The 24,650-nt window shown below is 65.4% G+C and carries 20 protein-coding genes; all 20 read left to right on the forward strand.

The genetic code is table 11. The features are described from left to right. Positions 1–498 precede the first annotated feature (498 nt). Positions 499–960, forward strand: a complete 462-nt coding sequence (gene mraZ, locus VQ045_RS07260; protein WP_327623029.1) for a division/cell wall cluster transcriptional repressor MraZ — start codon at positions 499–501, stop codon at positions 958–960. After that, entirely contained in the window at positions 957–1,991 is a 1,035-nt protein-coding gene (gene rsmH, locus VQ045_RS07265; protein WP_327647632.1) for a 16S rRNA (cytosine(1402)-N(4))-methyltransferase RsmH, read from the forward strand. The genes mraZ and rsmH overlap by 4 nt, the downstream gene beginning before the upstream one ends. Positions 1,992–1,996: 5 nt before the next feature. Beyond that, positions 1,997–2,353 (forward strand): cell division protein FtsL, encoded by a 357-nt coding sequence (ftsL, locus tag VQ045_RS07270; protein ID WP_327623031.1) that lies wholly within the window; start codon positions 1,997–1,999, stop codon positions 2,351–2,353. After that, positions 2,353–4,089, forward strand: a complete 1,737-nt coding sequence (locus VQ045_RS07275) for a peptidoglycan D,D-transpeptidase FtsI family protein (protein ID WP_327647657.1) — start codon at positions 2,353–2,355, stop codon at positions 4,087–4,089. Before ftsL ends, VQ045_RS07275 begins: the two co-directional genes overlap by 1 nt. Before the next feature lie 109 nt (positions 4,090–4,198). Further along, positions 4,199–5,647 (forward strand): UDP-N-acetylmuramoyl-L-alanyl-D-glutamate--2,6-diaminopimelate ligase, encoded by a 1,449-nt coding sequence (locus VQ045_RS07280; protein ID WP_331829636.1) that lies wholly within the window; start codon positions 4,199–4,201, stop codon positions 5,645–5,647. Continuing rightward, the gene (locus tag VQ045_RS07285) at positions 5,644–7,119 is read left to right on the forward strand and encodes a UDP-N-acetylmuramoylalanyl-D-glutamyl-2,6-diaminopimelate--D-alanyl-D-alanine ligase (protein WP_331829637.1); all 1,476 of its coding nucleotides are present in this window, start codon (positions 5,644–5,646) and stop codon (positions 7,117–7,119) included. The genes VQ045_RS07280 and VQ045_RS07285 overlap by 4 nt, the downstream gene beginning before the upstream one ends. After that, the gene (gene mraY / locus VQ045_RS07290) at positions 7,116–8,198 is read left to right on the forward strand and encodes a phospho-N-acetylmuramoyl-pentapeptide-transferase (protein ID WP_327647629.1); all 1,083 of its coding nucleotides are present in this window, start codon (positions 7,116–7,118) and stop codon (positions 8,196–8,198) included. The genes VQ045_RS07285 and mraY overlap by 4 nt, the downstream gene beginning before the upstream one ends. A 4-nt stretch (positions 8,199–8,202) precedes the next feature. Then, entirely contained in the window at positions 8,203–9,615 is a 1,413-nt protein-coding gene (gene murD, locus VQ045_RS07295) for a UDP-N-acetylmuramoyl-L-alanine--D-glutamate ligase (protein ID WP_331829638.1), read from the forward strand. Further along, complete coding sequence (gene ftsW / locus VQ045_RS07300) at positions 9,612–10,766, forward strand: putative lipid II flippase FtsW (protein ID WP_331829639.1); 1,155 nt, start codon at positions 9,612–9,614, stop codon at positions 10,764–10,766. The genes murD and ftsW overlap by 4 nt, the downstream gene beginning before the upstream one ends. A gap of 179 nt (positions 10,767–10,945) precedes the next feature. Next, positions 10,946–12,040 carry an undecaprenyldiphospho-muramoylpentapeptide beta-N-acetylglucosaminyltransferase gene (gene murG, locus VQ045_RS07305; RefSeq protein WP_331829640.1) on the forward strand — a complete coding sequence of 365 codons (1,095 nt, stop codon included), beginning with the start codon at positions 10,946–10,948 and terminating at the stop codon, positions 12,038–12,040. A gap of 34 nt (positions 12,041–12,074) precedes the next feature. Beyond that, positions 12,075–13,490: a UDP-N-acetylmuramate--L-alanine ligase gene (gene murC, locus VQ045_RS07310; RefSeq protein WP_331829641.1), complete on the forward strand. Its 1,416-nt coding sequence runs from the start codon at positions 12,075–12,077 to the stop codon at positions 13,488–13,490. Further along, positions 13,490–14,449, forward strand: a complete 960-nt coding sequence (gene murB / locus VQ045_RS07315; protein WP_331829642.1) for a UDP-N-acetylmuramate dehydrogenase — start codon at positions 13,490–13,492, stop codon at positions 14,447–14,449. Before murC ends, murB begins: the two co-directional genes overlap by 1 nt. Positions 14,450–14,594: 145 nt before the next feature. Further along, positions 14,595–15,518 (forward strand): D-alanine--D-alanine ligase, encoded by a 924-nt coding sequence (locus tag VQ045_RS07320; protein ID WP_331829644.1) that lies wholly within the window; start codon positions 14,595–14,597, stop codon positions 15,516–15,518. After that, the gene (locus VQ045_RS07325) at positions 15,506–16,420 is read left to right on the forward strand and encodes a cell division protein FtsQ/DivIB (RefSeq protein WP_331829645.1); all 915 of its coding nucleotides are present in this window, start codon (positions 15,506–15,508) and stop codon (positions 16,418–16,420) included. Before VQ045_RS07320 ends, VQ045_RS07325 begins: the two co-directional genes overlap by 13 nt. Further along, a complete protein-coding gene (gene ftsA / locus VQ045_RS07330; RefSeq protein ID WP_331829646.1) occupies positions 16,417–17,745 on the forward strand; it encodes a cell division protein FtsA in 1,329 nt (442 codons plus the stop codon). The genes VQ045_RS07325 and ftsA overlap by 4 nt, the downstream gene beginning before the upstream one ends. 123 nt (positions 17,746–17,868) lie before the next feature. Then, positions 17,869–19,407 carry a cell division protein FtsZ gene (ftsZ, locus tag VQ045_RS07335; protein WP_331829647.1) on the forward strand — a complete coding sequence of 513 codons (1,539 nt, stop codon included), beginning with the start codon at positions 17,869–17,871 and terminating at the stop codon, positions 19,405–19,407. 319 nt (positions 19,408–19,726) lie between these two features. Next, complete coding sequence (gene lpxC, locus VQ045_RS07340) at positions 19,727–20,665, forward strand: UDP-3-O-acyl-N-acetylglucosamine deacetylase (protein ID WP_331829690.1); 939 nt, start codon at positions 19,727–19,729, stop codon at positions 20,663–20,665. 128 nt (positions 20,666–20,793) lie between these two features. Next, positions 20,794–21,675 carry an outer membrane protein assembly factor BamD gene (locus VQ045_RS07345; protein WP_331829648.1) on the forward strand — a complete coding sequence of 294 codons (882 nt, stop codon included), beginning with the start codon at positions 20,794–20,796 and terminating at the stop codon, positions 21,673–21,675. Between the two features lie 169 nt (positions 21,676–21,844). After that, a complete protein-coding gene (recN, locus tag VQ045_RS07350) occupies positions 21,845–23,518 on the forward strand; it encodes a DNA repair protein RecN (protein ID WP_331829649.1) in 1,674 nt (557 codons plus the stop codon). A 2-nt stretch (positions 23,519–23,520) separates the two neighbouring features. Next, complete coding sequence (locus VQ045_RS07355; RefSeq protein WP_327623048.1) at positions 23,521–24,633, forward strand: FAD-dependent oxidoreductase; 1,113 nt, start codon at positions 23,521–23,523, stop codon at positions 24,631–24,633. Positions 24,634–24,650 lie beyond the last annotated feature (17 nt).

Here is a 24,650-nt window from a genome sequence, read left to right on the forward strand (position 1 = left end):
ACGTTTCTGGCGAATTCAGCGCCGCTTCCGGCAGTCGCGATCGAACTGCTCCGGTTGAATTTTGGGACGCGCCCACACTGCGCGTGCATTTGTCTGCAATCCTTTGTTTTCGCTGCCTTCGTGAGACCCTGGCCCCCACCCCGGAGGCCCGTCACACGACTGCGGTGATGCTGTGGGGGCAATGCCTGAAGTTCCAAAAATATCAATATTAATAGGACGTTAAGAGTGATTGTCTAAAAATTTGGCATGTCTTTCAACAGGCGCTGTGTCGGTCTATCCCATTGACGCCCAAGAGTGCCCATGCTATCCGGTAATCCATCATTAGGGGCTCGGTCAGTGCCCCATTTCGAACATCGCAGGCCGGGCCGCGGACGAGCCGAGGCTCGCGACGAGTGCTGTATGGCACCCTTCGCCGTGGCGGAGCTGTGTCGGTGGGCGGCGGACGAGCGGGGGTTTTGATGGAATGCGAACCGGTCGCTTCAAAGCATTCGCGAACTGATGGACCGGTTTCTCTCCAACTGGGTGAACAACGTCGACGCCAAAGGGCGCGTGTCGGTGCCGGCCGCGTTTCGGCAGGTGATCGCGACGCGCGGCATTCGCGAGCTGTTTGCCATGCGCAGTCTCGGTCAGCCGGTGATGGATGTCGGCGGTCCCGATCTCTTGGAGCGTTTCGAGCGGCAGATGGATGCGACCAGCCCGTTCAGCGAAACGTTTCAGGATTTGTCGGTCTTCGCTTTCGGCGACGGGATGTATCTGAAATTCGACAGCGAGGGGCGGATCACCATGACCGACTTCGTTCGTTCGCATACGGGGATCACCGATCAGGTGGCCTTCGTGGGTGCCCGCGATTTCTTCCAGCTTTGGGAGCCGTCGCGGTTCGAGGCGTACCGGGCCGAAGCGAGGGCGCGTCTTTTGGCGGCGCGTGGTTCGGTCGGCACGTCAGCGGGATCACCGGAATGATGGCGGGCAACGGCGGGGGCGAGGATCCTGTCGTTGGCGGACCGGCTCGTCATGTTCCGGTGCTTCTCGACGAGGTTCTGGCGGCACTTGCCCCGCAGCCGGGCGAGACGATCGTCGACGGCACCTTCGGCGCGGGCGGCTATACGCGCGCCATTCTGGATCGCGGCGCCAGTGTCGTGGCCATCGACCGGGACCCTTCGGCGGTGGCGACCGGACGCAGGCTCGCCGAAGGTTACAGCGGCCGGATGACGATGGTCGAGGGCCGCTTCGGCGACCTCGAGACGATCGTTGAAAATCATAGCGGCGCGGTCGATGGCATCGTGCTCGACGTCGGCGTTTCGTCGATGCAGATCGACGCAGCCGAGCGCGGCTTTTCCTTCCAGAAGGACGGTCCCCTCGATATGCGCATGGGCGCGTCCGGGCCGACCGCCGCCGACGTCGTCAACCGGCTGAAGCTGGGCGATCTGGCGCGCGTTCTCGGATTCCTGGGCGAAGAGAAGCAGGCGGGGCGCGTTGCGCGGGCGATCGAGGCGCGCAGGGCGGAAAAGCCGTTCACCCGGACCCTCGATCTTGCCGCGGTCATCGGTCGGGTAGTGGGGCGCTCGCCCAAGGACCGGATCGATCCCGCAACCCGCAGTTTTCAAGGGCTACGTATCTTCGTCAATGACGAACTGGGCGAGCTCGCTCGCGCATTGGTCGCGGCCGAGCGGGTGCTGAAGCCCGGCGGTCGTCTCGTTGTCGTGACCTTCCATTCGCTCGAGGATCGCATCGTCAAGCGCTTCCTGCGCGATCGCTCGTCGCCGCCGTCGGGATCGCGACACCTGCCGGACATCGCTCCCGCCACGCAGACTTTCGAGGCCCGCAACAAGGCGCTGGCCGCCTCCGATGCGGAAGCGGCGCGCAACCCGCGCGCCCGTTCGGCGAAGCTGCGCCACGGCGTGCGGACTGCCGAGGCGCCGCGCGGCGAGAACGACGCGCTCGCTTTCGCCGCCCTGCCATCGCTCGCCGACCTTCCTCAGACCGGAGACTGACAGCCATGTTGAAGACCCTCGACATCGTTCTCATCGCGGTCATGATTTCCGCCGCGGCCTGGACCTACAAGATCAAGCACGAGGCTGAACTGCTCGAGGCGGAGGTCGCCAAGGTCGAGCGCCGGATCGCGCTGGAGCGTGAGACCATCGCCCTGCTCGAGGCCGACTGGAGCCTGCTCGATCAGCCGAGCCGGCTCCAGCGCCTGGTCGACGCCTTCGCGTCGGATCTCAAGCTGCAGCCGATGCGGCCGGATCAGATCGTCGAGCCCGATCAATTGCCTGCCCGGCCGGTGAACTTCCTTCCCGATCAGACCAACACGCTCGGCGGCTATGCCGACAACTCGGAAACGGTGGTCCGGTGATGCGCATCGCAAATCCCTTCAAACGGGCCATACCGACGGCACCGGTGCCGGCGGCTTCCGAGCTCGATGTCTTCGCTCGTCAGGGCCGCCGCCGCGTCGCCCCGACAAATCGCAGCCGCTTCACCATCGCCATTGGCCTCTTCGTGGCCGTTTATGGCGTCATCGGCGGCCGTCTCGTCATGTGGGGTGTCGCGCCGGCCGAAACGGCTTCGTCCAGAGGCGCAAGCGACCTGATCATGGCCGCCCGGCCGGATCTCGTCGACCGCAACGGCGAAGTGCTCGCCACCGACATCAAGACCGCATCGCTGTTCGCCGAGCCCCGGCGCATCATCGATCCGGACGAGGCGAGCGAACTGTTGCTCTCGGTCCTGCCCGATCTCGATCCCAAATGGCTTTATCGCCGGTTGGCCAGCGAGGCCGGCTTCATCTGGCTACGGCGCGAGCTGACGCCGGGCCAGCAGCAAGCGATCCTCGACCTCGGCATTCCCGGCATCGGATTTCGCACCGAAAAACGCCGCTTCTATCCCGGCGGCAGCACGGCGGGCTTCATCGTTGGGACTGTCAATGTCGACAATCAGGGCATTGCCGGGATGGAGAAATACGTCGACGACGCGGGCTACCGCGCGTTGCAGAACACCGGCCTGGCCGTCGACACCGATTTGCAGCCGATGCGGCTGTCGATCGATCTGCGCGTCCAGCACATCGTGCGCGACGAGGTCGCGGCGGCCATGAAGCGCTACCGGGCGATCGCGGCCGGCGGCGTCGTTCTGGATGTCGAGACGGGCGAAGTCATCGCCATGACCTCGCTGCCCGACTACGACCCCAACGAGCCGAAGCAGGCGCTCGAAAAGGATCGCATGAACCGCATGTCGGCGGGCCTTTACGAAATGGGGTCGACCTTCAAAACCTTCACCACCGCGATGGCGCTCGACTCCGGCAAGGTGAAGATCACCGATTCCTTCGACGCGACGAAACCGATCCGTATCGGCGGCTTTACCATCACTGACTTCCACGGCAAGCGCCGCGTGCTGAGCGTTCCGGAAGTCTTCATCTATTCATCCAATATCGGCACGGCCAAGGAGGCCGAGGTCGTCGGCGTCGCGGCTCACCAGGAGTTCCTGACCCGGCTGGGCCTGCTCAGCAAGATGCGGACCGAACTCCCGGAAGTGGCGTCTCCGACCCAACCCAAGGAATGGAAGCAGATCAACTCGATCACGATTTCCTTCGGTCACGGCGTCTCGACGACGCCGCTCCAGACAGCGGTGGCCGCGGCCGCGCTGATGAACGGCGGCAAACTGATCCCGCCGACCTTCCTGCCCCGCACCCGCGAAGAGGCGGAGGCCGTTGCAACACGGGTGGTTTCCGAAAAAACCAGCGACCAGATGCGCTATCTCTTCCGCCTCAACGTCGCCGACCAACGCGGTTCCGGCAACCGAGCCGACGTGCCCGGCTACAAGGTCGGCGGCAAGACCGGCACGGCCAACAAGGTGGTCAACGGCCGCTACTCCGACACCAAGAAATTCAACGCCTTCCTGTCGGCCTTTCCGATCGACAAGCCACGCTACGTCGTTCTCGTCGTCGTCGACGAGCCGAAGGCGGAGGAAGGTCAAGTTTACGCCACGGCCGGCATGAACGCGGCGCCGACGGTCGCCAACATCATTCGCCGTTCGGCGACGCTGTTGAAGGTCCGTCCGGATTTCGGCGAGGACGGAAAGTCGCTGCTCGTCTCCTATTAGCAACTGTGAACGTCCAAACCGACCTTCACCAAGCGGCCCGCAAGTTATAGAAGTCCGACGAGTCGGCGAGGGATGCGCCGGCCATTCGGTACAGCGCGGATATTGGTGAATGAAGCTATCCCAACTCGCAGACGGCCTGGCCATGACCGGCGGTGCAGACGATCCGGAGATCGCCGGACTGTCGGCTGATTCCCGCAGCGTCGGCGACGGATTTCTGTTCGCGGCTTTGTCGGGAACCCGGGCCGATGGCGCGCGATTCGTCGCCGCGGCCGAGGCGAGCGGCGCGGTCGCCATTCTCGCGGCGAACGACGCGGCGATCGAATCACGCCTGCCTATCCTGCGTGCTGACGATCCGCGTCACGCCATCGCCGTCATGGCCGCCAGGTACTATGGCGCGCAGCCCGAGCAGGTCGTCGCCGTCACCGGCACGGCCGGCAAGACCTCGATCACCACCTTCGTCCGCCAGATCTGGGCCAGCCAGGGGATCGCCGCCGCTTCGATCGGCACGACCGGCGTCGTTTCGCCGAGCCGCGACGAATACGGCACGCTGACGACGCCCGATCCGGTCGCGCTTGCGAAGCTGATGGCCGACCTGGCGGCCGAAGGCGTTACCCACGCGGCGATGGAAGCGTCGAGCCACGGCCTCGATCAGCGCCGACTCGACGGTGTCCGGCTCGCGGCGGCGGGGTTCAGCAATCTCGGCCATGACCATCTGGACTATCACCCCGACGCCGAGTCCTACTTCGGCGCCAAGATGCGGCTGTTTACGACCCTCCTGCCGAAGGGGGCTCCGGCAGTGATCTTCGCCGACGACCGCTGGTCAGGCCGGGCGATCGAGGTCGCAACAGGTGTCGGCGCGAACGTGTTGACCGTCGGGCGAAACGGCGGCTTTCTCACATTGAAAAGGCTCGAGCACCAGCGGCATTGCCAGGTCGCGGAAATCGAGGCCGAGGGTCGTATCCATCGCATCGTCCTGCCGCTGGCGGGCGAGTTCCAGATGTCCAACGCCCTGGTGGCCGCCGGGCTCGCGATCGCCACCGGCGTTGCGACAGGTGCCGCGCTGGCCGCGTTGGAGACCCTGAAGGGCGCATCCGGCCGGCTGGATCTGGCCGGTACGACGGTTGAGGGGGCTCCTGTCTTCGTCGATTACGCGCACAAGCCCGACGCGCTCGAGAACGTGCTGGCGTCGGTGCGCCCTTTCACCACCGGCCGTGTCGTCGCGGTCATCGGCTGTGGCGGCGACCGCGATCGGGCCAAGCGCCCGATGATGGGCGAAATCGCCGCGCGACTGGCCGATGTGGTCATCGTCACCGACGACAATCCGCGCTCGGAAGACGCGGCGGCGATCCGGGCAGCGATCATGGCGGCGGCCCCCGGCGCGATGGAAATCGCCGACCGCCGCGCGGCCATTCGCGAGGCGGTCCGGCAGGCGCATGCCGGCGATACGGTCGTGGTCGCCGGCAAGGGGCACGAGATTGGCCAGACCGTCGGCGACGTCACCCACCATTTCAGCGATCATGAAGAGGTTCGAGCGGCGATCTCGGAGGCGGGCCGATGAGCGAAGCGCTTTGGGAGACATCCGCCTTGATCGCGGCGATGAACGCGCGGCCGGTCGGCGACCTGCCAGCCTCGATCTCCGGCATTTCCATCGATACCCGGACGCTCGGTGAGGGAGAGGCCTTCTTCGCCATCCAGGGCGAGCGGTTCGACGGCCATGACTTTCTGACGGCGGCGACGAAAGCCGGCGCTGCTCTGCACGTGGTCGCCGAGCACAAATTGCCGGCGCTCGGCAGCGTTCAGTCACCGTTGCTGGTCGTCGACGACGTGTTGCAGGCCCTGTCACGCCTGGGCGAGGCCGCCCGCGCCCGTTCGAGCGCGAAGATCATCGCGGTGACCGGCAGCGTCGGCAAGACGACCACCAAGGATGCGCTGCGCCACGGCCTTTCGGCGGTTGGCCGCGTCCATGCGAGCGCGGCGTCGTTCAACAATCATTGGGGCGTGCCGCTGAGCCTGGCCCGGATGCCGGCCGACAGTCGCTTCGCGATCTTCGAGATCGGCATGAACCATGCCGGCGAAATCCGTCCGCTGGTCAAGCTGGTACGGCCGCAACTGGCGATCATCACGCTGATCGCCCCGGCTCATCTCGGCCACTTCCGCGATCTCGAGGAGATCGCCGAGGCGAAGGCCGAGATCTTCGAAGGGCTCGTCACGGGCGGCACTGCGATCCTCAATGCCGATGATCCCCATTGTGGACCGCTGGCGACCATGGCCCGCAAGGCGGGCGTCACCGCGATCGCGACCTTCGGCGAGGCGAGCGGCGCCGATTTCGCGTTGGCCCGCTTCGAACCGACGGCCGAGGGCGCGGCGATCGAGGCGGTCATCGGTGGCGAACCGGTCCGGTTGCATCTGACCTCCAGCGGTCGGCATATGGCACAGAATATCCTCGCCGTGCTCGGCGCGGCCAAGCTTGCGGGCGCGGATGTCCAGACGGTGGCGGCGGCGCTGTCGAGCTGGCACGCGGTCAAGGGACGCGGCGCGCGCTCGCGGCTGCCGATGCCGGGCGGCGGTTCGATCGAACTCATCGACGACAGCTACAACGCCAACCCGGCCTCGATGCGAGCCGCGCTCGATGTCTTGAAGGTCGCGACGGTCGGGGAGGGTGGCCGCCGCATCGCCGTCCTCGGTGACATGCTGGAACTGGGCGCGCACGCGCCAGCGCAGCACGCCGATCTCGTCGCGCCGATCGCCGAGGCGGGCGTTGATCGGGTCTTTCTCGCCGGGGATGAGATGAAGGCGCTCGACGACGTGCTGGAAGGTCGGGTCGACCGCGAATGGCATGCCAGTGTCGACGAACTCCTGGCGAGCCTGTTGGCGATGATCCGCGCTGGCGACGTCGTTATGGTAAAGGCCTCGAAAAGCATCGGCTTCACCGCCTTGGTGGATAGGATGCTGACGACCTATCCGCCGCAGACATCCACCGGCGCGGCGCCGGTCCCTGACAAGATCGACCCGGCTGGAGCTGCCCGATGATCGCTTATCTCGGCCAGTTCGGCGCCGACTTCCCACTCTTCAATGTCTTTCGTTACATCACGTTCCGAACCGGTGCGTCGATGATCACCGGCTTCATCGTGGTGTTTCTGTTCGGCCCGGCGATCATCGCCAATTTGCGCATTCGGCAGGGCAAAGGCCAGCCGATCCGCGCCGACGGCCCGCAGACCCATTTCAAGAAGGCCGGCACGCCAACTATGGGCGGGCTGATGATTCTTTCGGGTTTTCTTGTCTCGGCGATGCTGTGGGCGGATCTGAGCAACCTCTACGTCTGGACGGTGCTGCTGGTCACGGTCGGCTTCGGGGCGATCGGGTTTTACGACGACTATCTGAAAGTGACGAGGCAGAACGACAAGGGTTTTTCCGGCAAGTCTCGCCTGGCCCTGGAATTCCTGATCGCGATCGCGGCGTCGGTCCTGATCGTCTATGCGGGAACCGGCAGTTTCGCCACGTCGCTGGCTTTCCCCTTCGTGAAATCCTTTCTTCTGGATCTCGGCTGGTTCTATGTCGGCTTCGCGGCTTTCGTCGTGGTCGGATCCGCCAACGCGGTGAACTTGACCGACGGGCTGGACGGACTGGCGATCGTGCCGATCATGATCGCGGCCGCCGCCTTCGGCCTCATCGCCTATATCGCCGGCAATGTGAACTTTTCCAATTATCTGCAGATCCACTATGTCGTCGGCACCGGCGAACTGGCGCCGCTCTGCGGCGCGGTCATCGGCGCCGGACTCGGCTTCCTGTGGTTCAACGCGCCGCCGGCGGCGATCTTCATGGGCGACACCGGCTCGCTCGCCCTCGGCGGGATGACCGGCACGATCGCCGTCGCGACCAAGCATGAACTGGTGCTGGCGATCATCGGCGGCCTGTTCGTCATCGAGGCGCTGTCGGTGATCATCCAGGTCGCCTCGTTCAAGCTGACCGGGAAGCGGGTCTTCCTGATGGCGCCGATCCACCATCATTTCGAAAAGCTCGGCTGGACCGAAAGCCAGGTCGTCGTGCGCTTCTGGATCATCGCGTTCATGTTGGCCTTCGTCGGCCTGTCGACCCTGAAACTGCGGTGAGGCGATGATCCCGGCGCGTTCCTTTTCCGGACAATCGGTCGCCCTGTTCGGGCTCGGCAGCTCTGGCCGCGCGACGGCACGCGCTTTGGTCGAGGGTGGCGCAAACGTTGTCGCCTTCGACGACAATCCGGCGAGTGTCGAAGCCGCGCGCGCCGAGGCAATCCCAACGGGCGATCTGCGCGACGCCGATTGGTCGCGTTTTAGCGCCTTTGTCCTATCGCCCGGTGTGCCGCTCACTCATCCCAAGCCCCACTGGACCGTGGAACTTGCCCGCGCCGCCGGTGTCGAGGTGATCGGCGACATCGAGCTGTTCAGCCGCGAGCGCCGCGCGATCGCGCCGACATCGCCCTTCATCGCGATCACCGGCACCAACGGCAAGTCGACGACCACCGCACTGATCGCCCACTGCCTGCGTTGGAGCGGGCGGGACACGCAATTCGGCGGCAATATCGGCGTCGCCGTGATGACGCTCGATCCGCCGGCGCCCTCGCGCAATTACGTCGTCGAGTGCTCATCTTATCAGATCGACCTGGCGCCGACGCTGGAGCCCTCTGTGGGCATCCTGCTCAACCTGACGCCGGACCATCTCGACCGGCATGGATCGATGGGCAATTACGCCGCGATCAAGGCCCGCCTCGTCGCCGGTTCCGGTCTGGCCGTCGTCGGCGTCGATGACGCGCCGTGTCGGCAGATCGCCGACGAACTGGAATCCGATGGCAGGACCGTTGTGCGGATTTCGCAAGGGGAATTCCAAGGCTGTGGGGTCGACTTCGACGGCCGGATTCTCCGGCGCCGCTTGAGGGGAACTGAGGAGGCCTTCTTCGACCTTTCCGCGATCGGGTCCCTGCGCGGTCGCCATAATGCCCAGAACGCCGCCGCGGCGGTTGCTGCCCTCACCGCTGTCGGATTGTCGGACGCGGAAATTCGCGCGGGTCTCGAAAGTTTCCCGGGGCTGGCGCACCGCATGGAGGAGGTAGGGCGTCGCGGCCGGGTTCTCTTCGTCAATGATTCCAAGGCCACCAACGCCGAGGCCGCCGCGCCGGCGCTCGCGGCCTTCCCTCGCATTTACTGGATCGCCGGGGGGCTGGCGAAGGACGGCGGCATCGCGGCGCTGGCGCCGTTTTTTCCACGGATCGCCAAGGCCTATCTGATCGGCGAGGCGGCGCCCGCCTTTGCCGCGACTCTTGGTAAACGAATTCCTTACGAAATCTCCGGTACGCTTGCCATCGCGGTCGAACACGCGGCGGCCGACGCCGAGGCGAGCGAAGGCGCCTCCGGGCAGGAGAGCGTCATACTCCTGTCCCCGGCCTGCGCCAGTTTCGACCAGTTTCGCAATTTCGAAGTGCGGGGCGATGCGTTCCGCGAGGCGGTGGGCGCGCTCGCGGGCATCGAGATGGCGCACAAGGGGGAAGCATGACGAGCCGGGTCAAACGAGGCGTGATCAGCGAGTGGTGGTGGGGAGTCGATCGCTGGTTTTTGGCGGCCTTCCTGATACTTCTGGTCGGCGGCCTGGTGTTTTCCTTCGCCGCCAGCCCCCCGGTCGCCGAGCGCATCGGCGTCGAACCCTTCCACTTCGTCAAGCGTCATGCCGCCTTCCTCATCCCAACGGCTTTGGTCATGTTCGGTTGTTCGCTGCTGAGCTCGCGGGGCGTGCGCCGCGCCTCGTTGCTGATTTTGGCGGCGTCGCTCATGCTGATGGTGTTGGCGCTGTTCGTCGGCATGGAGATCAAGGGCTCGCGCCGCTGGATCGATTTCGGTCCGCTCAACATCCAGCCGTCGGAATTCATGAAGCCGGCCTTTGTAGTGATCTGCGCCTGGCTGTTCGCCGAGAAGCAACGCCGCCCCGAGATTCCGGGCAATCTGTTCGCGCTGATCCTGCTTCTCGTGGTCGTCGCGCTGCTCGTGGCGCAGCCCGACCTCGGCCAGACCATACTCGCGACGGCCGCCTGGGGCGGCTTGTTCTTCATGGCCGGCATGCCATGGTTGTGGATCGCGCTGCTCGGGGGCGTCGCCTTCGGTGGCTCTTTGCTTGCCTATATCGCGTTTCCCCACGTCGCCAGTCGCATCGACCGGTTTATGACCGGCGAGGGCGACACCTTCCAGACCGACACCGCGCGCGAGGCGATCATGCGCGGCGGCTGGTTTGGCCGGGGTCCGGGTGAGGGCACGGTCAAACGCATGCTCCCCGATAGCCACACGGATTTCGCCTTTGCGGTTCTTGCTGAGGAATTCGGCATTATCGCCTGCATGCTGGTGGCCTCGATTTTCGCCTTTATCGTGATCCGAGGTCTATCCTCGGCGCTTGCCCAGCGCGACATCTTCGATCGGCTGGCGATTTCCGGCCTGGTGCTGCTCATTGGCTTGCAATCGATCATCAACATGGCGGTGAATCTGCAATTGATGCCGGCGAAGGGCATGACGCTGCCCTTCATTTCCTATGGTGGCTCGTCGATGCTGGCGATCGCCATCTCGGCGGGGTTCATCCTTGCGCTGACGCGTCGTCGGCCGGAGAACCGCTCGCATACCGACCGGCTAATGGAGCGGACCTTCCAGTTGCACGCCGCGTGAGACGGCAGTAGACCGGCAACGCGGCTGAGAGGAAGGCGTTCGGGTTTCTTTCATCATGTCTGGAACGGGCGGTGCGATCTTGCATTGTGCCAGCGAATTGCCGACGCGGCCGTTGGCCTAAGAGGGCCTTAGGAGCGACACGCCGGCAGATCAGATCCGAAAGGCGACCTTTTTCCGCAATGACAACGATCCTTCTTTCCGCTGGCGGCACCGGCGGCCATCTCTTTCCGGCCGAAGCCCTGGCGCATGAGCTCGTTGCGCGCGGCTTCGAGGTTCATCTCGTCACCGACGACCGCGCCGGCCGTTTCGCCGAGCGTTTTCCGGTCAAGACCGTGCATCGGGTGCGCTCGGCAACCTTCGCGTCGAAAAACCCGCTCAAGGTCGCATCCGCCCTGTGGACGCTGTGGCGCGGCTTCCGCGAAGCCGGCGATCTGGTGCGTCGTCTGCGACCGGCGGTCGTCGTCGGATTCGGCGGTTATCCGACGGTGCCGCCGCTGATGGCAGCGCTCCGCGCCGGCCGGCCGACGCTGATCCATGAACAGAACGCGGTGATGGGCCGGGCGAACCGCTTCCTCGGCTCCCGCGTCGATCGCATCGCCGCCGGGATTCCGCAGGACAAGGCCGATCCGGCGATCGCCGCAAAGATCACCGTGACCGGCAATCCGGTACGCCCGCCGATCCTGGAGGCCGCGAAGACGCCATACCGGCCGGCCGAGCCGGATGGGCGGTTCAACCTGGTGGTCTTCGGGGGAAGCCAGGGCGCGCAGTTCTTTTCCGAGCGCATTCCCGCAGCCATCGAACGCCTGCCCGAGGAACTGCGAAAGCGGCTGGTCGTCACCCAGCAGGCGCGCAGCGACGACGAGGCGAGCGTACGACGCTTCTATGAAGAGCGCGACATTCCGGCGACCGTCGCGCCGTTCTTCACCGACATGGCCGAACGACTGGGCGCCGCGCATCTGGTGATCAGCCGCTCGGGCGCCTCTACGGTGTCCGAATTGGCGGTGATCGGGCGACCAGCGATCCTGGTGCCTTATCCCTATGCCCTCGACCATGATCAGGCCGCGAATGCCGCCAAGATCGAGGCCGAGGGCGGCGCGCTGGTCGTGCGGCAGGCGGAGCTTTCCGCCGACCGGCTGGCCGGCCTCATCGCGGAGATTGCCAGCGATCCGCAAAGGGCTTCAACCATGGCCGCGGCGGCGAAGGCGACGGGTATTCCCGATGCGGCGCGGTTGCTTGCCGACCTCGTTGCGGCTATGCCCCGGGCCGGCGATTGAACCGAAATTCTTTATAATACAGGGGGATGCGGCCATGAAAATGCCGCCGAACATCGGACCGGTCCACTTCATCGGGATCGGCGGTATTGGGATGAGCGGCATCGCCGAGGTGCTGCTCAATCTCGGCTACACCGTCCAAGGTTCCGACCAGAGCGAAAACGCCAACGTTCAGCGCCTGCGCGATCTGGGCGTCCATGTCGCCGTCGGCCACGCCGCCGAAAATCTGGGCCTCGCCGAGGTGGTGGTTGTCTCAACCGCGATTAAGCGCTCGAATCCGGAGCTCGAAGCGGCCCGCGAGCGGCTGCTGCCGATCGTCCGGCGCGCCGAGATGCTGGCCGAACTGATGCGCTTCCGCCAGGCGATCGCCATCGGCGGCACCCATGGCAAGACCACCACGACCTCGATGGTGGCGACGCTGCTCGACGCCGGCGGTCTCGACCCGACCGTCGTCAACGGCGGTATCATCAACGCCTACGGCACCAATGCGCGAATGGGCGAGGGCGACTGGATGGTCGTCGAGGCGGACGAATCCGACGGCACTTTCCTGAAGCTGCCGGCCGATGTCGCCGTCGTCACCAACATCGATCCCGAGCATCTAGACCATTATGGCACCTTCGACGCCGTCCGAGCGGCGTTTCGGACATTCGTCGAGAACGTGCCGTTCTATGGTTTTGCGGTGATGTGCATCGACCACCCGGTGGTGCAGACGCTGATCTCCGAGATCGAGGATCGCCGGGTGATCACCTATGGCGAGAGCCCGCAGGCGGACGTGCGGTTCGAGAACCTGCAGGTCGAAGGCCCGAAATCCCGCTTCGACATCACCATTCGCGATCGGGTGACCGGGGCCGCCGAGCAGATCGAGAACCTCGTCCTGCCGATGCCGGGCCGCCATAACGTTTCCAACGCGACGGCCGCAATCGCAGTGGCGCATCGGTTGAACATCCCGGCGGACGCGATCCGCAAGGGACTTGATGGCTTCAGCGGCGTCAAGCGCCGCTTCACCCATACGGGCAATGTCGGCGGCGTCGACATCTACGACGACTACGGCCACCACCCGGTCGAGATTCGCGCTGTTCTGGCAGCGGCGCGAGCCTCGGCGAAGGGGCGGGTCATCGCCGTCGTGCAGCCGCATCGCTATTCGAGGCTGCAGGCGCTGTTCCCTGATTTCGCCGCCTGCTTCAACGACGCCGACACGGTGATCATTGCGCCGGTATACGCCGCAGGCGAGGAACCGATCGGTTTTGTCAGCTCGGAAATCCTGGTCGAACGTCTCAAGCTTGGCGGACACCGCGACGCCCGCCTGATTGGTGGGCCAGAGGACCTTGCGCCGTTGATCCATGGGATAGCCAAGTCGGATGACATGGTCGTTTGCCTTGGCGCCGGCTCAATCACCCAGTGGGCCTATGCGCTGCCGAAGGAGTTGGCCGCACTCAACGGAGGCGGCAGCTGATGGATGGCGAGACAATGCTGGCAGGGCTCGGCGATCGGCTCAGCGGTGTTCGCGGCAGGCTGACGCCAGGCGCGGGCATGGACAAGATCACCTGGTTTCGGGCCGGCGGCCCCGCAGAGCTGCTGTTTCAACCGGCGGACGAGGAGGATCTCGCCGCGTTTTTGGCGGCCTTGCCCGACGAGGTGCCCGTCCTTGTCGTCGGTATCGGTTCCAACTTGTTGGTGCGCGACGGCAGCGTGCCCGGCGTCGTCATCCGCTTGTCCGCTAAAGGCTTCGGCACCGCCGAGGCGATCGGCGAGACCGCGATCCGCGCTGGCGCCGCGACGCCCGACAAGCGGCTGGCCGCGACGGCGTTGGAAGCCGGCATCGGCGGGTTTCATTTCTATCACGGTATTCCCGGCGCTGTCGGCGGGGCGCTTCGCATGAACGCTGGTGCCAACGGCGTCGAGACCTGCGAGCGCGTTCGCGAGGTCCGCGCGCTCGATCGCAAGGGCAATGTCCATGTCCTGACGAATGCCGAGATGGGCTATGCCTATCGGCATTCCGATGCGGCGCCCGAGCTGATCTTCACCTCGGCGATCTTTGACGGTTATGCAGCGGAAAAGGACGACATCCGCACGAAAATGGACGAAGTCCAGGAGCATCGCGAAACGGTCCAGCCGATCCGCGAAAAGACCGGTGGCTCGACCTTCAAGAACCCGCCGGGCACCTCCGCCTGGAAGGAAGTCGACAAGGCCGGTTGCCGCGGTCTCGTTGTCGGCGGGGCGCAGATGTCGGAACTGCACTGCAACTTCATGATCAATACCGGCACTGCCACCGGCCATGATCTGGAATGCCTCGGCGAGACCGTGCGTGCGCGGGTGCTCGAGACCTCCGGCATCCGGCTCGACTGGGAGATCAAGCGGCTCGGCCGCTTTGCCGAAGGGCATGTTGTGGAGCCGTTTCTCGGACGGGAGTGAGGCGGTCCGAGCCTGTCGGCAGTTGCTATCAGAAACCATCTCCTTTCGAAAATCTTGCTTTTGCCACAGTCGGTTAACCGCCGCTTAACCATCCGCCTGCGATGAATGGCCTCTAGCCTCGTTTGAGGAACGGATTGGGCGATTCATGGCCAAGCATGTGGCGGTATTGATGGGTGGATTTTCGTCGGAGCGGCCGGTCAGCCTCGCTTCCGGCAACGCCTGCGCCGACGCGCTTCAGGCTGCCGGCTATGCGGTGACGCGCCTCGATGTCGACCGCGATGTCGCCGACGCACTGGTCAAGCTGAAGCCCGATGTCGCCTTCAATGCCCTGCACGGCCCCTATGGCGAGGACGGCACGATCCAGGGCATCCTCGAATATCTGGCGGTTCCGTATACCCATTCCGGCGTGCTCGCCTCGGCGCTCGCCATGCACAAGGAACTGGCAAAGACCGTCGCCAAGGCGGCGGGCGTGCCGGTAGCCGAAGCCAAGGTGTGTCATCGCCTCGACGTCGCCAGCAAACACGTCTTGTCGCCGCCCTACGTGGTCAAGCCGGTGGCCGAGGGCTCCAGCTTCGGCGTGCTCATCGTGCGCGAAGATCAGGCTCATCCGCCGCAGGAACTCACCAGTGACGAATGGCCTTATGGCGACATCGTCATGGTTGAACGCTTCGTCGCCGGACGGGAACTGACCTGCGCGGTGATGGGCGACGTGGCGCTTGAGGTCTGCGAGATCCTCACCGAGGGCCACGTCTTCTACGACTACGATTCCAAATATGTTCCCGGCGGCTCCAGCCACGTCGTGCCGGCCAAGATTCCGGCCAAGGTCGCGCGGCGCATTCAGGAATGGTCGCTCGCCGCTCACAAGGCGATCGGCTGCCGCGGCGTTTCGCGTTCTGATTTTCGCTACGACGACCGGTTCGGCGAGGGCGGTGAGGTGATCTGGCTGGAGGTGAACACCCAGCCCGGCATGACCGAGACCTCGTTGGTGCCCGATATCGCCGCGGCCTCCGGCCATGCCTTCCCCGAGCTTCTGACCTGGATGGTGGAGGACGCCTCATGCAATCGCTGAACGCCAACCGGCGCCAGGGCGACGTACGGACCGGTACGCCCAGCCAGCTGACCTTGCGTGTGCTGCGCGCCGGGCGCCGGGCCTCCAGCCTCGCCACCAGCGTCGCGAGACTGCCGATACCGCGTTTCGGGGCGCTTGCCGCCGTGGTGATCGGCTCGACCCTGGTCTACGGCATGTCGGTGGGCGGCCATACGGTGACCGTCATCGACAATATTGCTCAGCCGCTCGGCTTTCCGATCGAGGCGATCGACGTGACGGGCAATTCGGAAACTTCCGAGATCGACGTTCTGCAGGCGCTCTGGCAGACCGGGTCACAGAGCCTGTTCTCGCTCGACCCGGCCGCGGCTCGCCAGACACTGGAAGCGATGCCTTGGGTCGACCGCGCCTCGGTCGCCAAGATCTTTCCCGATCGGGTCAGGATCACCCTGTCCGAACATCGTCCCTACGCCGTTTGGCAAAAGGGGCGTGAGTTCGTCGTGGTCAACCGCGAGGGCAAGGAGATCGTCCCCTTTGAACCCGGCCGCTTCGCCAATCTGCCTATTGTCGTCGGGATCGGCGCGGCCACCCACGCCGCTGCGCTCCTCGACGAACTGGAAGTGTTGCCCGAGCTTCGCGCAAGGGTGAAGGCGTATATTCGGGTGGGAAATCGTCGGTGGGATTTGCGGCTCGAAAACAGCATCGCGATCGAGCTCCCCGAGGATGATCCGGTGGAGGCACTCGCCGAGGTGGCGCGGATGGATCGGGAGAACGGGCTTTTGTCGCGCGATATCGCCGCCGTCGACATGCGGCTCGCCGACCGGATCGTGATCAAGCTCACGCCCGACGCTCTGGTTCGGCGCAATGCCGCTCTGAAGGAGCGAGAGAAAATTTTCAAGCGTAGCCGGAAGGATGACCCGGTATGAGTGTGTTTCAACGTGGCCGGGACGAACTTCCGCGTATCAAGGCGCTGCCGAAGCGCCGTTCGCGGGTCATCTCGGTGCTCGATGTCGGTTCGGAAAAGGTGACCTGCCTGATCGCTCGGCTGACGCCGCGCGTCGCCAGCGAAATGCTGCCCGGCCGGACCCATACGATCGAAGTGATCGGCGTCGGTCACCAGCGCTCGCACGGCATCAAGTCGGGCGTGGTCATCGATCTCGACGCGGCGGAACAGTCGGTCCGGCACGCGGTCGACGCGGCGGAGCGGATGGCTGGACTGACCATCGAATCGCTCATCGTCTCGGTCACGGCTGGCCGGCTCAAGAGCCTGCGCGGCGCCGCCGAGATCGACATCGTCGGCGAGGTTTCCCAGACCGACGTTTCGCAGGTCCTCGGTCTCGCCGCGAAGCTGCCGCTCGAGGAGCGCCGGGTGGCGTTGCATTCGCTCGCCTTCGATCTGTCGATCGACGGCGAGAGCGGTCTCGACAAGGTCGTCGGCATGAGCGGCAATCGGCTGGGCGCGGACATGCATGTGCTGACCGCGGAGGAAACGCCGTTGCGCAATCTCGAGGCGGTCATCAATCGCGCCCGACTGATGGTCGAGGCCTTTGTGGCGACGCCCTATGCCAGCGCGCTGTCGACATTGGTCGAGGACGAGGCGGCGATGGGGTCGGCCTGCATCGACATGGGGGGCGGTGCGACGACCATCGCGATCTTCCAGAATGGTCGCTTCGTCTATGCCGATCAGGTCGCACTCGGCGGCAATCACATCACCATGGATCTCGCCCGCGGCCTGTCGATCCGGCCAGCCGATGCGGAGCGGCTCAAGGTCATGCACGGCTGCACTCTGAGCGAGTTGATGCAGGACGACGACAGGGTGCCTGTCGTGCCGCTCGGGGAAGAGGGCGGACACGACTCCAAATCCACCGTCGCGCGTTCGCTGATCGCCAAGATCATCCGGCCGCGCGTCGAGGAAACCCTGGAGCTTGTCCGCGACCGTCTGGCCGCCTCAGGGCTCGGCCACGTCATCGGCAAGCGCGTGGTCTTGACCGGCGGCGCCAGCCAGCTTGCCGGCATGAGCGATACGGCGCGCAGCATCCTCCAGCGCAATGTTCGGCTCGGACGACCAGTCGGGGTTGCCGGGCTCAATCCATCCAACAAGGGGCCAGCCTTCGCGACCTCCGTCGGCCTGCTGATCTACCCGCAGGTCGCCCATCGCGAGAACACCGGCCAATCGTCGATCGCGGCTTTCGCGCTCGATCAGAACACCAGGACGGGACGTTTCGGATCCTGGCTCCGGCGGAGCCTTTGAGACAGCGCGGCCGGACTGCCGGCCGGCCGCGAAAACATACGGTGCGCGCCGCGCGCCGCAGCAACTGACAATGCGAACGGCCGCGCGGCGAAACGGCCCGAAACTGCGATAGAGGAACAGGTTATGAGCACGAACCCGAACAAGACCGACATCACCGAGCTGAAGCCCCGCATCACCGTTTTCGGCGTCGGCGGCGGCGGCTGCAATGCGGTCAACAACATGATCAATGCCGGCCTCGAAGGTGTCGAGTTCGTGATCGCCAACACCGACGCCCAGGCGCTGCGCTCGTCCAAGGCCGAGCGGATCATCCAGATGGGCGTCGCCGTCACCGAGGGTCTCGGTGCCGGTTCGCAGCCGGAAGTCGGCCGTGCCGCCGCCGAGGAATCGATCGACGAGGTCTGCGACCATCTCCTCGGCTCGCATATGTGCTTCGTCACCGCCGGCATGGGGGGCGGAACCGGCACCGGCGCCGCGCCGGTCGTTGCGCGCGCCGCACGGGAAAAGGGCATCCTCACGGTTGGCGTCGTTACCAAGCCGTTCCATTTCGAAGGCCAGCGCCGGCTGCGGATCGCCGACGAGGGGATCGAGGAACTGCAGAAGAACGTCGATACGCTGATCGTCATTCCGAACCAGAACCTGTTCCGGATCGCCAACGACAAGACCACCTTCGCCGACGCCTTCGGCATGGCTGATCAGGTGCTGTATTCGGGCGTCGCCTGCATCACCGACCTGATGGTTAAGGAAGGGCTGATCAATCTCGATTTCGCCGACGTGCGTTCGGTGATGCGCGAGATGGGCAAGGCGATGATGGGTACCGGCGAGGCCTCCGGCGAAGGCCGCGCGATGGCCGCCGCCGAAGCCGCGATCGCCAACCCGCTGCTCGACGAGACGTCGATGAAGGGCGCGCGGGGACTGTTGATCTCGATCACCGGTGGCCGCGATCTCACCCTGTTCGAGGTGGACGAGGCGGCGACCCGCATCCGTGAAGAGGTCGACCAGGACGCCAACATCATTCTTGGGGCCACTTTCGACGAAGCGCTGGAGGGGATCATCCGGGTCTCGGTGGTCGCGACCGGTATCGACAAGGTCGAGACGGTCCTCGCCGGGCGCGTCCCCGACCGCCACGCCGTGCCAGCCGCCGCGCCGCGTGCCGTGCCGCAGGCTCAATCGGCGATGACCCATGTCGAAGTCGCGGAGCCGGCGCCCGTTCTCACGGCCGCAGTCGCAGCGGATGAGTTCGAGGAAGAGATCGAAGACGATTTCACCGACGCGCTCGAAGCCGAGATCGCCCAGGTCAGCTCGTTGGCTCCGACCGCCGCGCAATCGGCGCCGCGCATGCCCCGGGTGGAGGATTTTCCGCCGGTGGTCCGCGCCGAGATCGAAAGCCGCGCCGCCGAGCACCATGGTGAGGACCGCGGCCCGATGGGGTTGCTGCGCCGGCTGACGACGGGCTTGTCGCGCCGTGACGAAGAGGACGCCCATCCGGCTGAAATGCGACAGACCCCGGCCGAGAGCCCGCGTCGGGCCGTCGTCGAGCCAAATCCCTATGCGCCCCGGCGTGTGGCGGCCGAATCAGCAGCCCGACCAGCGTCCCAGCCACGTCCCATTGGTGATGACGATCAGCTTGAGATTCCTGCGTTTTTGCGCCGACAAGCCAACTGATCCCTCACTGTTACCAGTTTGACACAAGGCCCGCCGCGGAACCGGCGGGCCTTTGTTTCTTTAACCTTTTGAAAAATATACGATTTAAGTGGTTGTTAACTACGTCGACGGTAACAACGGGTAAGAATCCGTGATTTGGCTGGCGAACGGCTCCGTTCTAGGTGTTGCAGCGTGTTTTAGACATCTCGACGGCGTGATTCTCCTGGGGAGGGGTGTCAATGGGCGTCGACGGGATGTCTCCCGATGAGGGTGCCAATCTCCAGGAAGAGCGAATTGATATTCGTTTGATGGTTGGCGGGAAAGGTTGCCAATTGTGTTGATGTTTCAGCAGACGCTTGGTTCGCGGGTCGACTTTGATGGCGTAGGCGTCCACAGCGGTCTTCCTGTCCAGCTGAGCCTGCTCCCGGCCGAGGCCCATACCGGCATCGTCTTCCATCTGTTCGACAAATGCGACCTTCTGCACGAGATCAAGGCGATTTCGGCGAATGCCGCGCTGATGGATCTTTCCACCGTCGTCGGTGATCCGCGCGGCGCTCATGTCGCGACCATCGAGCATCTGATGGCGGCGCTCTATGCCATGGGCATCGACAATGTCGTCGTACAGATCGACGCGCATGAGACGCCGATCATGGACGGATGCGCTGCCGCCTTCATCGCCGCGATTCGTGAATCGGGCATCATCAGCCAGGCCGCCAGACGGCGTTTCCTGCGCGTTTTGAAGCCCGTGACCGTCGAGATGAACGGCGCCCGCGCCGAATACCGTCCGCATAACGGCACGCGATTCGAGATCGAGATCGATTTCGATAGCCCCATCATCGGGCGCCAGACCTATTGCGCCGATCTCACGGCCGATCGCTTCGCCGCGGATCTGTCGCGGGCACGCACCTTCGGATTCATGAAGGATGTCGAGCGTCTCTGGGCCGCCGGCTATGCTCTCGGCTCTTCGCTCGATAATTCCGTGGTCATCGGCGACGACGGGCGGATCATCAATCCCGACGGGCTCCGCTACACGGACGAGTTCGTCCGCCATAAAGCGCTGGACGCGGTCGGTGACCAGGCCCTCGCCGGCGCGCGCGTGCTCGGCTGCTACCGCTCCTATCGCGGCGGTCACAAGCTCAACGCGTTGGCGCTGCAGGCACTGCTCGCCGACCATCGCGCCTATGAGATCGTCGAGATGCCCTCACGCCTCGTCGACCCGGTTCGCCATGCGCCGCTCGTTGCGGTGGCCGCGCCTGCCTACGGTCCGCAGACCCTTTAATATAACGTCAAGTGACGGTTCGTCCGGGTCCCCGCGTCATAAAAAAGACGGGTTGGTTCGGCTTTCAACGTTGCTGGCGTCGAGGGCACGGCGTAAACAGGCCTTCGAACGGCAGGGGATCGGCACGAATGAGCAATCCGCACAGCATTGAGATCACGCGTCGCTGGCGGACGGGGCGGCTCGGCCTCGGTCTGGCGCTTGGAATCGCCGCCCTCGGCCTCGGCGGTTGTGCGTCCTCCGGCAACACCGATGTCGAGGCTTTGGCGCTTGCCGCGCAGACAGAGCCGCCGGACGTCCTCTACAATCAGGGCCTGGCCAATCTCGAGGGTGGTCGTCTGGGCGAGGCTGCGAAGAAATTCGAGGCCATCGATCGCCAGCATCCCTATTCGGAATGGGCCCGCAAGGCGCTGGTGATGAACGCATTCGCCAGCTACCGCAGCGGCGAGTACGAGGCCGCCATCAACTCGGCCAAGCGCTATCTGTCGCTCTACCCTGGCAGCGAGGAAGCCGCCTACGCGCAATATATCATCGGCTTGGCCTATTATAAGCAGATCCCGGACGTCACCCGCGACCAGAAGGAAGCCGCCCGCGCGGCCGCTGCGATGCGCGAGGTGATGGAGAAATATCCCGACTCCGTCTATGCCGAGGATGCTGGCAACAAGGTCCGAATCGCCCGCGATCAGCTGGCCGGCAAGGAGATGCAGGTCGGGCGCTATTACTTGGAACGCCGCGAATACGTTGCCGCGATCAACCGCTTCAAGAACGTCGTCGATGTCTATCCCGAATCGCGGCAGGTCGAAGAGGCGCTCGCGCGCCTGACCGAAGCCTATTACGCCATGGGCCTGACCCGCGAGGCGCAGGCCGCTGCCTCGGTGCTCGGCCAGAACTATCCGGACTCGCCCTGGTATCGCGACTCCTACCAGCTCCTGCAGAGCAAAGGCCTTGCGCCGCGCGAAGGCGGAGCAACGTCCTGGTTTGGCACCATCGGCCGGAAGATCGCCGGCGGCTGACTCCGGCAGTCCGGTTGCTCTGTGGGTCGACCGTTTCTAGCTTGTCGGGCGGCCGGTTGAACGACCGGTCGCCCTTTTCGTTTCCGCCGCCATCCTCTCGCTCGCCGAATGCGCTATCTCGGTAACGCGGTTGCCATTGGGGCGCCGCTTCATTACCGACGATCCGGTCATGCTGGTTCACCTTTCGATCCGCGACATCGTTCTCATCGAACGGCTCGACCTTGCCCTCGGCGAAGGCCTCTCCGTGCTCACGGGTGAGACCGGCGCCGGCAAGTCGATCCTTCTCGACGCGCTTTCGCTCGCCCTCGGGGGGCGCGGCGATGGCGGTCTGGTGCGTCACGGCGCCAAGCAGGGCGAGGTGATAGCCGTCTTCGATCTGCCGGCCGGGCTCGGCGTTCGCGCGCTGCTCGACGAGAACGGCTTCGATGACGACGGCGATGTGATCCTGCGCCGCGTCCAGAACGCCGACGGTCGCACCCGTGGCTTCATCAACGATCGTCCCGCCAGCGTTGCGCTAATGCGGCAGGTCGGGCAGGCCCTCGTCGAAATCCACGGCCAGCACGACGACCGGGCGCTGGTCGACCCGGAAGCGCACCGCACGCTGCTCGATCAGTACGGTGGGCTCGAGCGCGAGGCGGCGGCGGTGGCCGGCGCGCACGCGGCCTGGCGGAGCACTGAGCAGGAACTGCGCGCGCACCGCGCCAGGGTTGAGGCCGCGGCGCGCGAGGCCGACTATATTCGCGCCACCGTCGAGGAACTGTCCGATCTCGCTCCGATCGCCGGCGAGGAGGACGAACTCGCCGAACGCCGCCAGATCATGATGCGCTCCGAGAAGATCGTGACGGACGTCAACGATGCCCATGAAGAACTGTCCGGGTCGGCGTCACCGATCCCGCCGCTGGCGGGTCTCCTGAAGCGTCTCGACCGCAAGCGCGATCAACTGCCGGGCCTGCTTGATCCCACCATCGAACGGCTCGATGTGGCCCTCGATGCGCTGTCGGATGCCCAGATGGCTTTGCAAGAGGCATTGCGCTCGCTCGAATTCGATCCGCGCGCACTGGAAGAAACCGAGGAGCGGCTGTTTGCGCTCCGGGCGGCGGGCCGCAAATTCTCGGTCCCCGTCGACGCGCTGCCCGAACTCACGGCAAAGATGATCGGCGACCTGGCCGATCTCGACGCTGGTGAGGAGCGTCTGGCGCGGCTCGAGGCCGAACTGGCCGAAAAACGGACGCTGTTCGATCGCGCCGCCGCCGCGCTGTCCGAACAGCGCCAGGAGGCCGCGCGGCTGCTGGAAGCCGCGGTGATGGCCGAGCTCCCCGACCTCAAGCTCGATCGCGCGGCGTTTCTGGTCGAGATGGCAAGCGACCCGGACCGGCCCTCGGCCGCCGGTATCGACACGGTCGAGTTCTACGTTTGCACCAATCCCGGCACCCGCGCCGGGGCGATGATGAAGGTCGCGTCCGGCGGCGAGCTATCGCGTTTCCTGCTGGCGTTGAAGGTCGCGCTCGCCGATCGGGGATCGGCGCCGACGCTGGTCTTCGACGAGATCGACACCGGCGTCGGCGGCGCCGTCGCCGACGCCATCGGCCGGCGCCTGGCGCGGCTCGCCGGGACTGTCCAGGTGCTCGCCGTCACCCACGCGCCGCAGGTCGCGGCCCGCGCCGCGACGCATCTTCTGATTTCCAAGGCCGCCGCCGATGCCGGCGAGGACCGGGTTGCAACGCGCGTCGCGCCGATCGGCGCGACGGGACGGCGGGAGGAGATCGCTCGCATGCTTGCCGGCGAAACGGTGACCGACGAGGCCCGCGCCGCCGCCGAACGTCTGATCGGCGCAGGAGCTTGAAGATGGCGAGGCCCGACCGCGTTCTCATCGTCGGCGCGGGCCCGGTGGGGCTTGCCGCGGCCGTCGAGTTCCGTCGGCGTGGCCTTTATCCCCGCATCATCGACGCCGGGGAGGGGCCGACGGACGCGGCCCAGTCGCGAGCGCTTGGCATCCTGCCGACGACGCTCGACATTCTTTCCGCCTCCGGCATTACCGACCGGCTGCTCGCCGAGGGCGGCCACATCGAGAACGCCGAGATTTCTCTCGATGACAGGCGTCTGTTCAGGATTTCGACCAAGCCGGCGCGCACGCGCCACAACTTCATCCTGACGCTGCCGCAGGGGCGCACCGAGCGGCTGATGATCGAGTGGCTCGCGGCCCATGATGTCTCGGTCGAATGGAACACTGCCTTTGTCGCGCTCGCCGATACCCACGCGCCGCGGGTCAGCCTGTCGAATGGCGAGACCGTGGCGGCCGATCTGGTGCTTGGCGCCGACGGCGTTCATTCGGCGGTGCGCGAGGACGTCGGCATTCCCTGGAGCGGCGATGGCTATCCGGCCGAGTTCGCCCTGGCCGACGTGGTCTTCGAGCGGCCGGTCGAGGCATCGACGGCCAGGGCCAATCTCAGGAGCGCAAAAGGCGGCACCGGAGGAGCGGTCGCGCTGCTGCCTCTCAGTGCGACCACGGGCCGCTATGTCGGCATCGCGCCGTCCACCGATGCGCTGCTGGCCGGAATCGAGGGCATTACCTCGATTACCTGGGAATCACGCTTTTCGGTCAGCTTCCGGCATGCCGAGCGTATGGCCAAGGGTCGGGTGTTCCTGGCTGGCGATGCCGCCCATGTTCATTCGCCGGTCGGCGGCCGCGGCATGAATCTGGGCATCTGGGATGCGGGCTGGCTCGCCTATCTCGCCAGCGAGGGGCGTCAGAGCGAATACGAGATGCGCCGGCTGCCCTCGGTGCGGCGGGTGCTGAAGGATACGCGGCAAATGACCGATGTCATCGCCGCGCCGTCGGCCAATATTCTCAATCTGCTGCGCTACGCGATGCCGCTGGCGACGCAACTGCCGTGGGTGCGAAGGATGATCGCCGAGCGGCTGTTGGCGCTCGACCTGCCGCAGCCCGAATGGCTATGACGGGCGCGTATCGAACG

Source organism: Aurantimonas sp. E1-2-R+4 (assembly GCF_036549515.1).
In the GTDB taxonomy this organism is placed as follows: domain Bacteria; phylum Pseudomonadota; class Alphaproteobacteria; order Rhizobiales; family Rhizobiaceae; genus Aurantimonas; species Aurantimonas coralicida_A.

Coding starts and splice junctions, on each gene's coding strand:
- mraZ (WP_327623029.1), top strand. CDS start 499: ATGGACCGGTTTCTCTCCAACTGGGTGAACAACGTCGACGCCAAAGGG.
- rsmH (WP_327647632.1), top strand. CDS start 957: ATGATGGCGGGCAACGGCGGGGGCGAGGATCCTGTCGTTGGCGGACCG.
- ftsL (WP_327623031.1), top strand. CDS start 1,997: ATGTTGAAGACCCTCGACATCGTTCTCATCGCGGTCATGATTTCCGCC.
- VQ045_RS07275 (WP_327647657.1), top strand. CDS start 2,353: ATGCGCATCGCAAATCCCTTCAAACGGGCCATACCGACGGCACCGGTG.
- VQ045_RS07280 (WP_331829636.1), top strand. CDS start 4,199: ATGAAGCTATCCCAACTCGCAGACGGCCTGGCCATGACCGGCGGTGCA.
- VQ045_RS07285 (WP_331829637.1), top strand. CDS start 5,644: ATGAGCGAAGCGCTTTGGGAGACATCCGCCTTGATCGCGGCGATGAAC.
- mraY (WP_327647629.1), top strand. CDS start 7,116: ATGATCGCTTATCTCGGCCAGTTCGGCGCCGACTTCCCACTCTTCAAT.
- murD (WP_331829638.1), top strand. CDS start 8,203: ATGATCCCGGCGCGTTCCTTTTCCGGACAATCGGTCGCCCTGTTCGGG.
- ftsW (WP_331829639.1), top strand. CDS start 9,612: ATGACGAGCCGGGTCAAACGAGGCGTGATCAGCGAGTGGTGGTGGGGA.
- murG (WP_331829640.1), top strand. CDS start 10,946: ATGACAACGATCCTTCTTTCCGCTGGCGGCACCGGCGGCCATCTCTTT.
- murC (WP_331829641.1), top strand. CDS start 12,075: ATGAAAATGCCGCCGAACATCGGACCGGTCCACTTCATCGGGATCGGC.
- murB (WP_331829642.1), top strand. CDS start 13,490: ATGGATGGCGAGACAATGCTGGCAGGGCTCGGCGATCGGCTCAGCGGT.
- VQ045_RS07320 (WP_331829644.1), top strand. CDS start 14,595: ATGGCCAAGCATGTGGCGGTATTGATGGGTGGATTTTCGTCGGAGCGG.
- VQ045_RS07325 (WP_331829645.1), top strand. CDS start 15,506: ATGCAATCGCTGAACGCCAACCGGCGCCAGGGCGACGTACGGACCGGT.
- ftsA (WP_331829646.1), top strand. CDS start 16,417: ATGAGTGTGTTTCAACGTGGCCGGGACGAACTTCCGCGTATCAAGGCG.
- ftsZ (WP_331829647.1), top strand. CDS start 17,869: ATGAGCACGAACCCGAACAAGACCGACATCACCGAGCTGAAGCCCCGC.
- lpxC (WP_331829690.1), top strand. CDS start 19,727: ATGTTTCAGCAGACGCTTGGTTCGCGGGTCGACTTTGATGGCGTAGGC.
- VQ045_RS07345 (WP_331829648.1), top strand. CDS start 20,794: ATGAGCAATCCGCACAGCATTGAGATCACGCGTCGCTGGCGGACGGGG.
- recN (WP_331829649.1), top strand. CDS start 21,845: ATGCTGGTTCACCTTTCGATCCGCGACATCGTTCTCATCGAACGGCTC.
- VQ045_RS07355 (WP_327623048.1), top strand. CDS start 23,521: ATGGCGAGGCCCGACCGCGTTCTCATCGTCGGCGCGGGCCCGGTGGGG.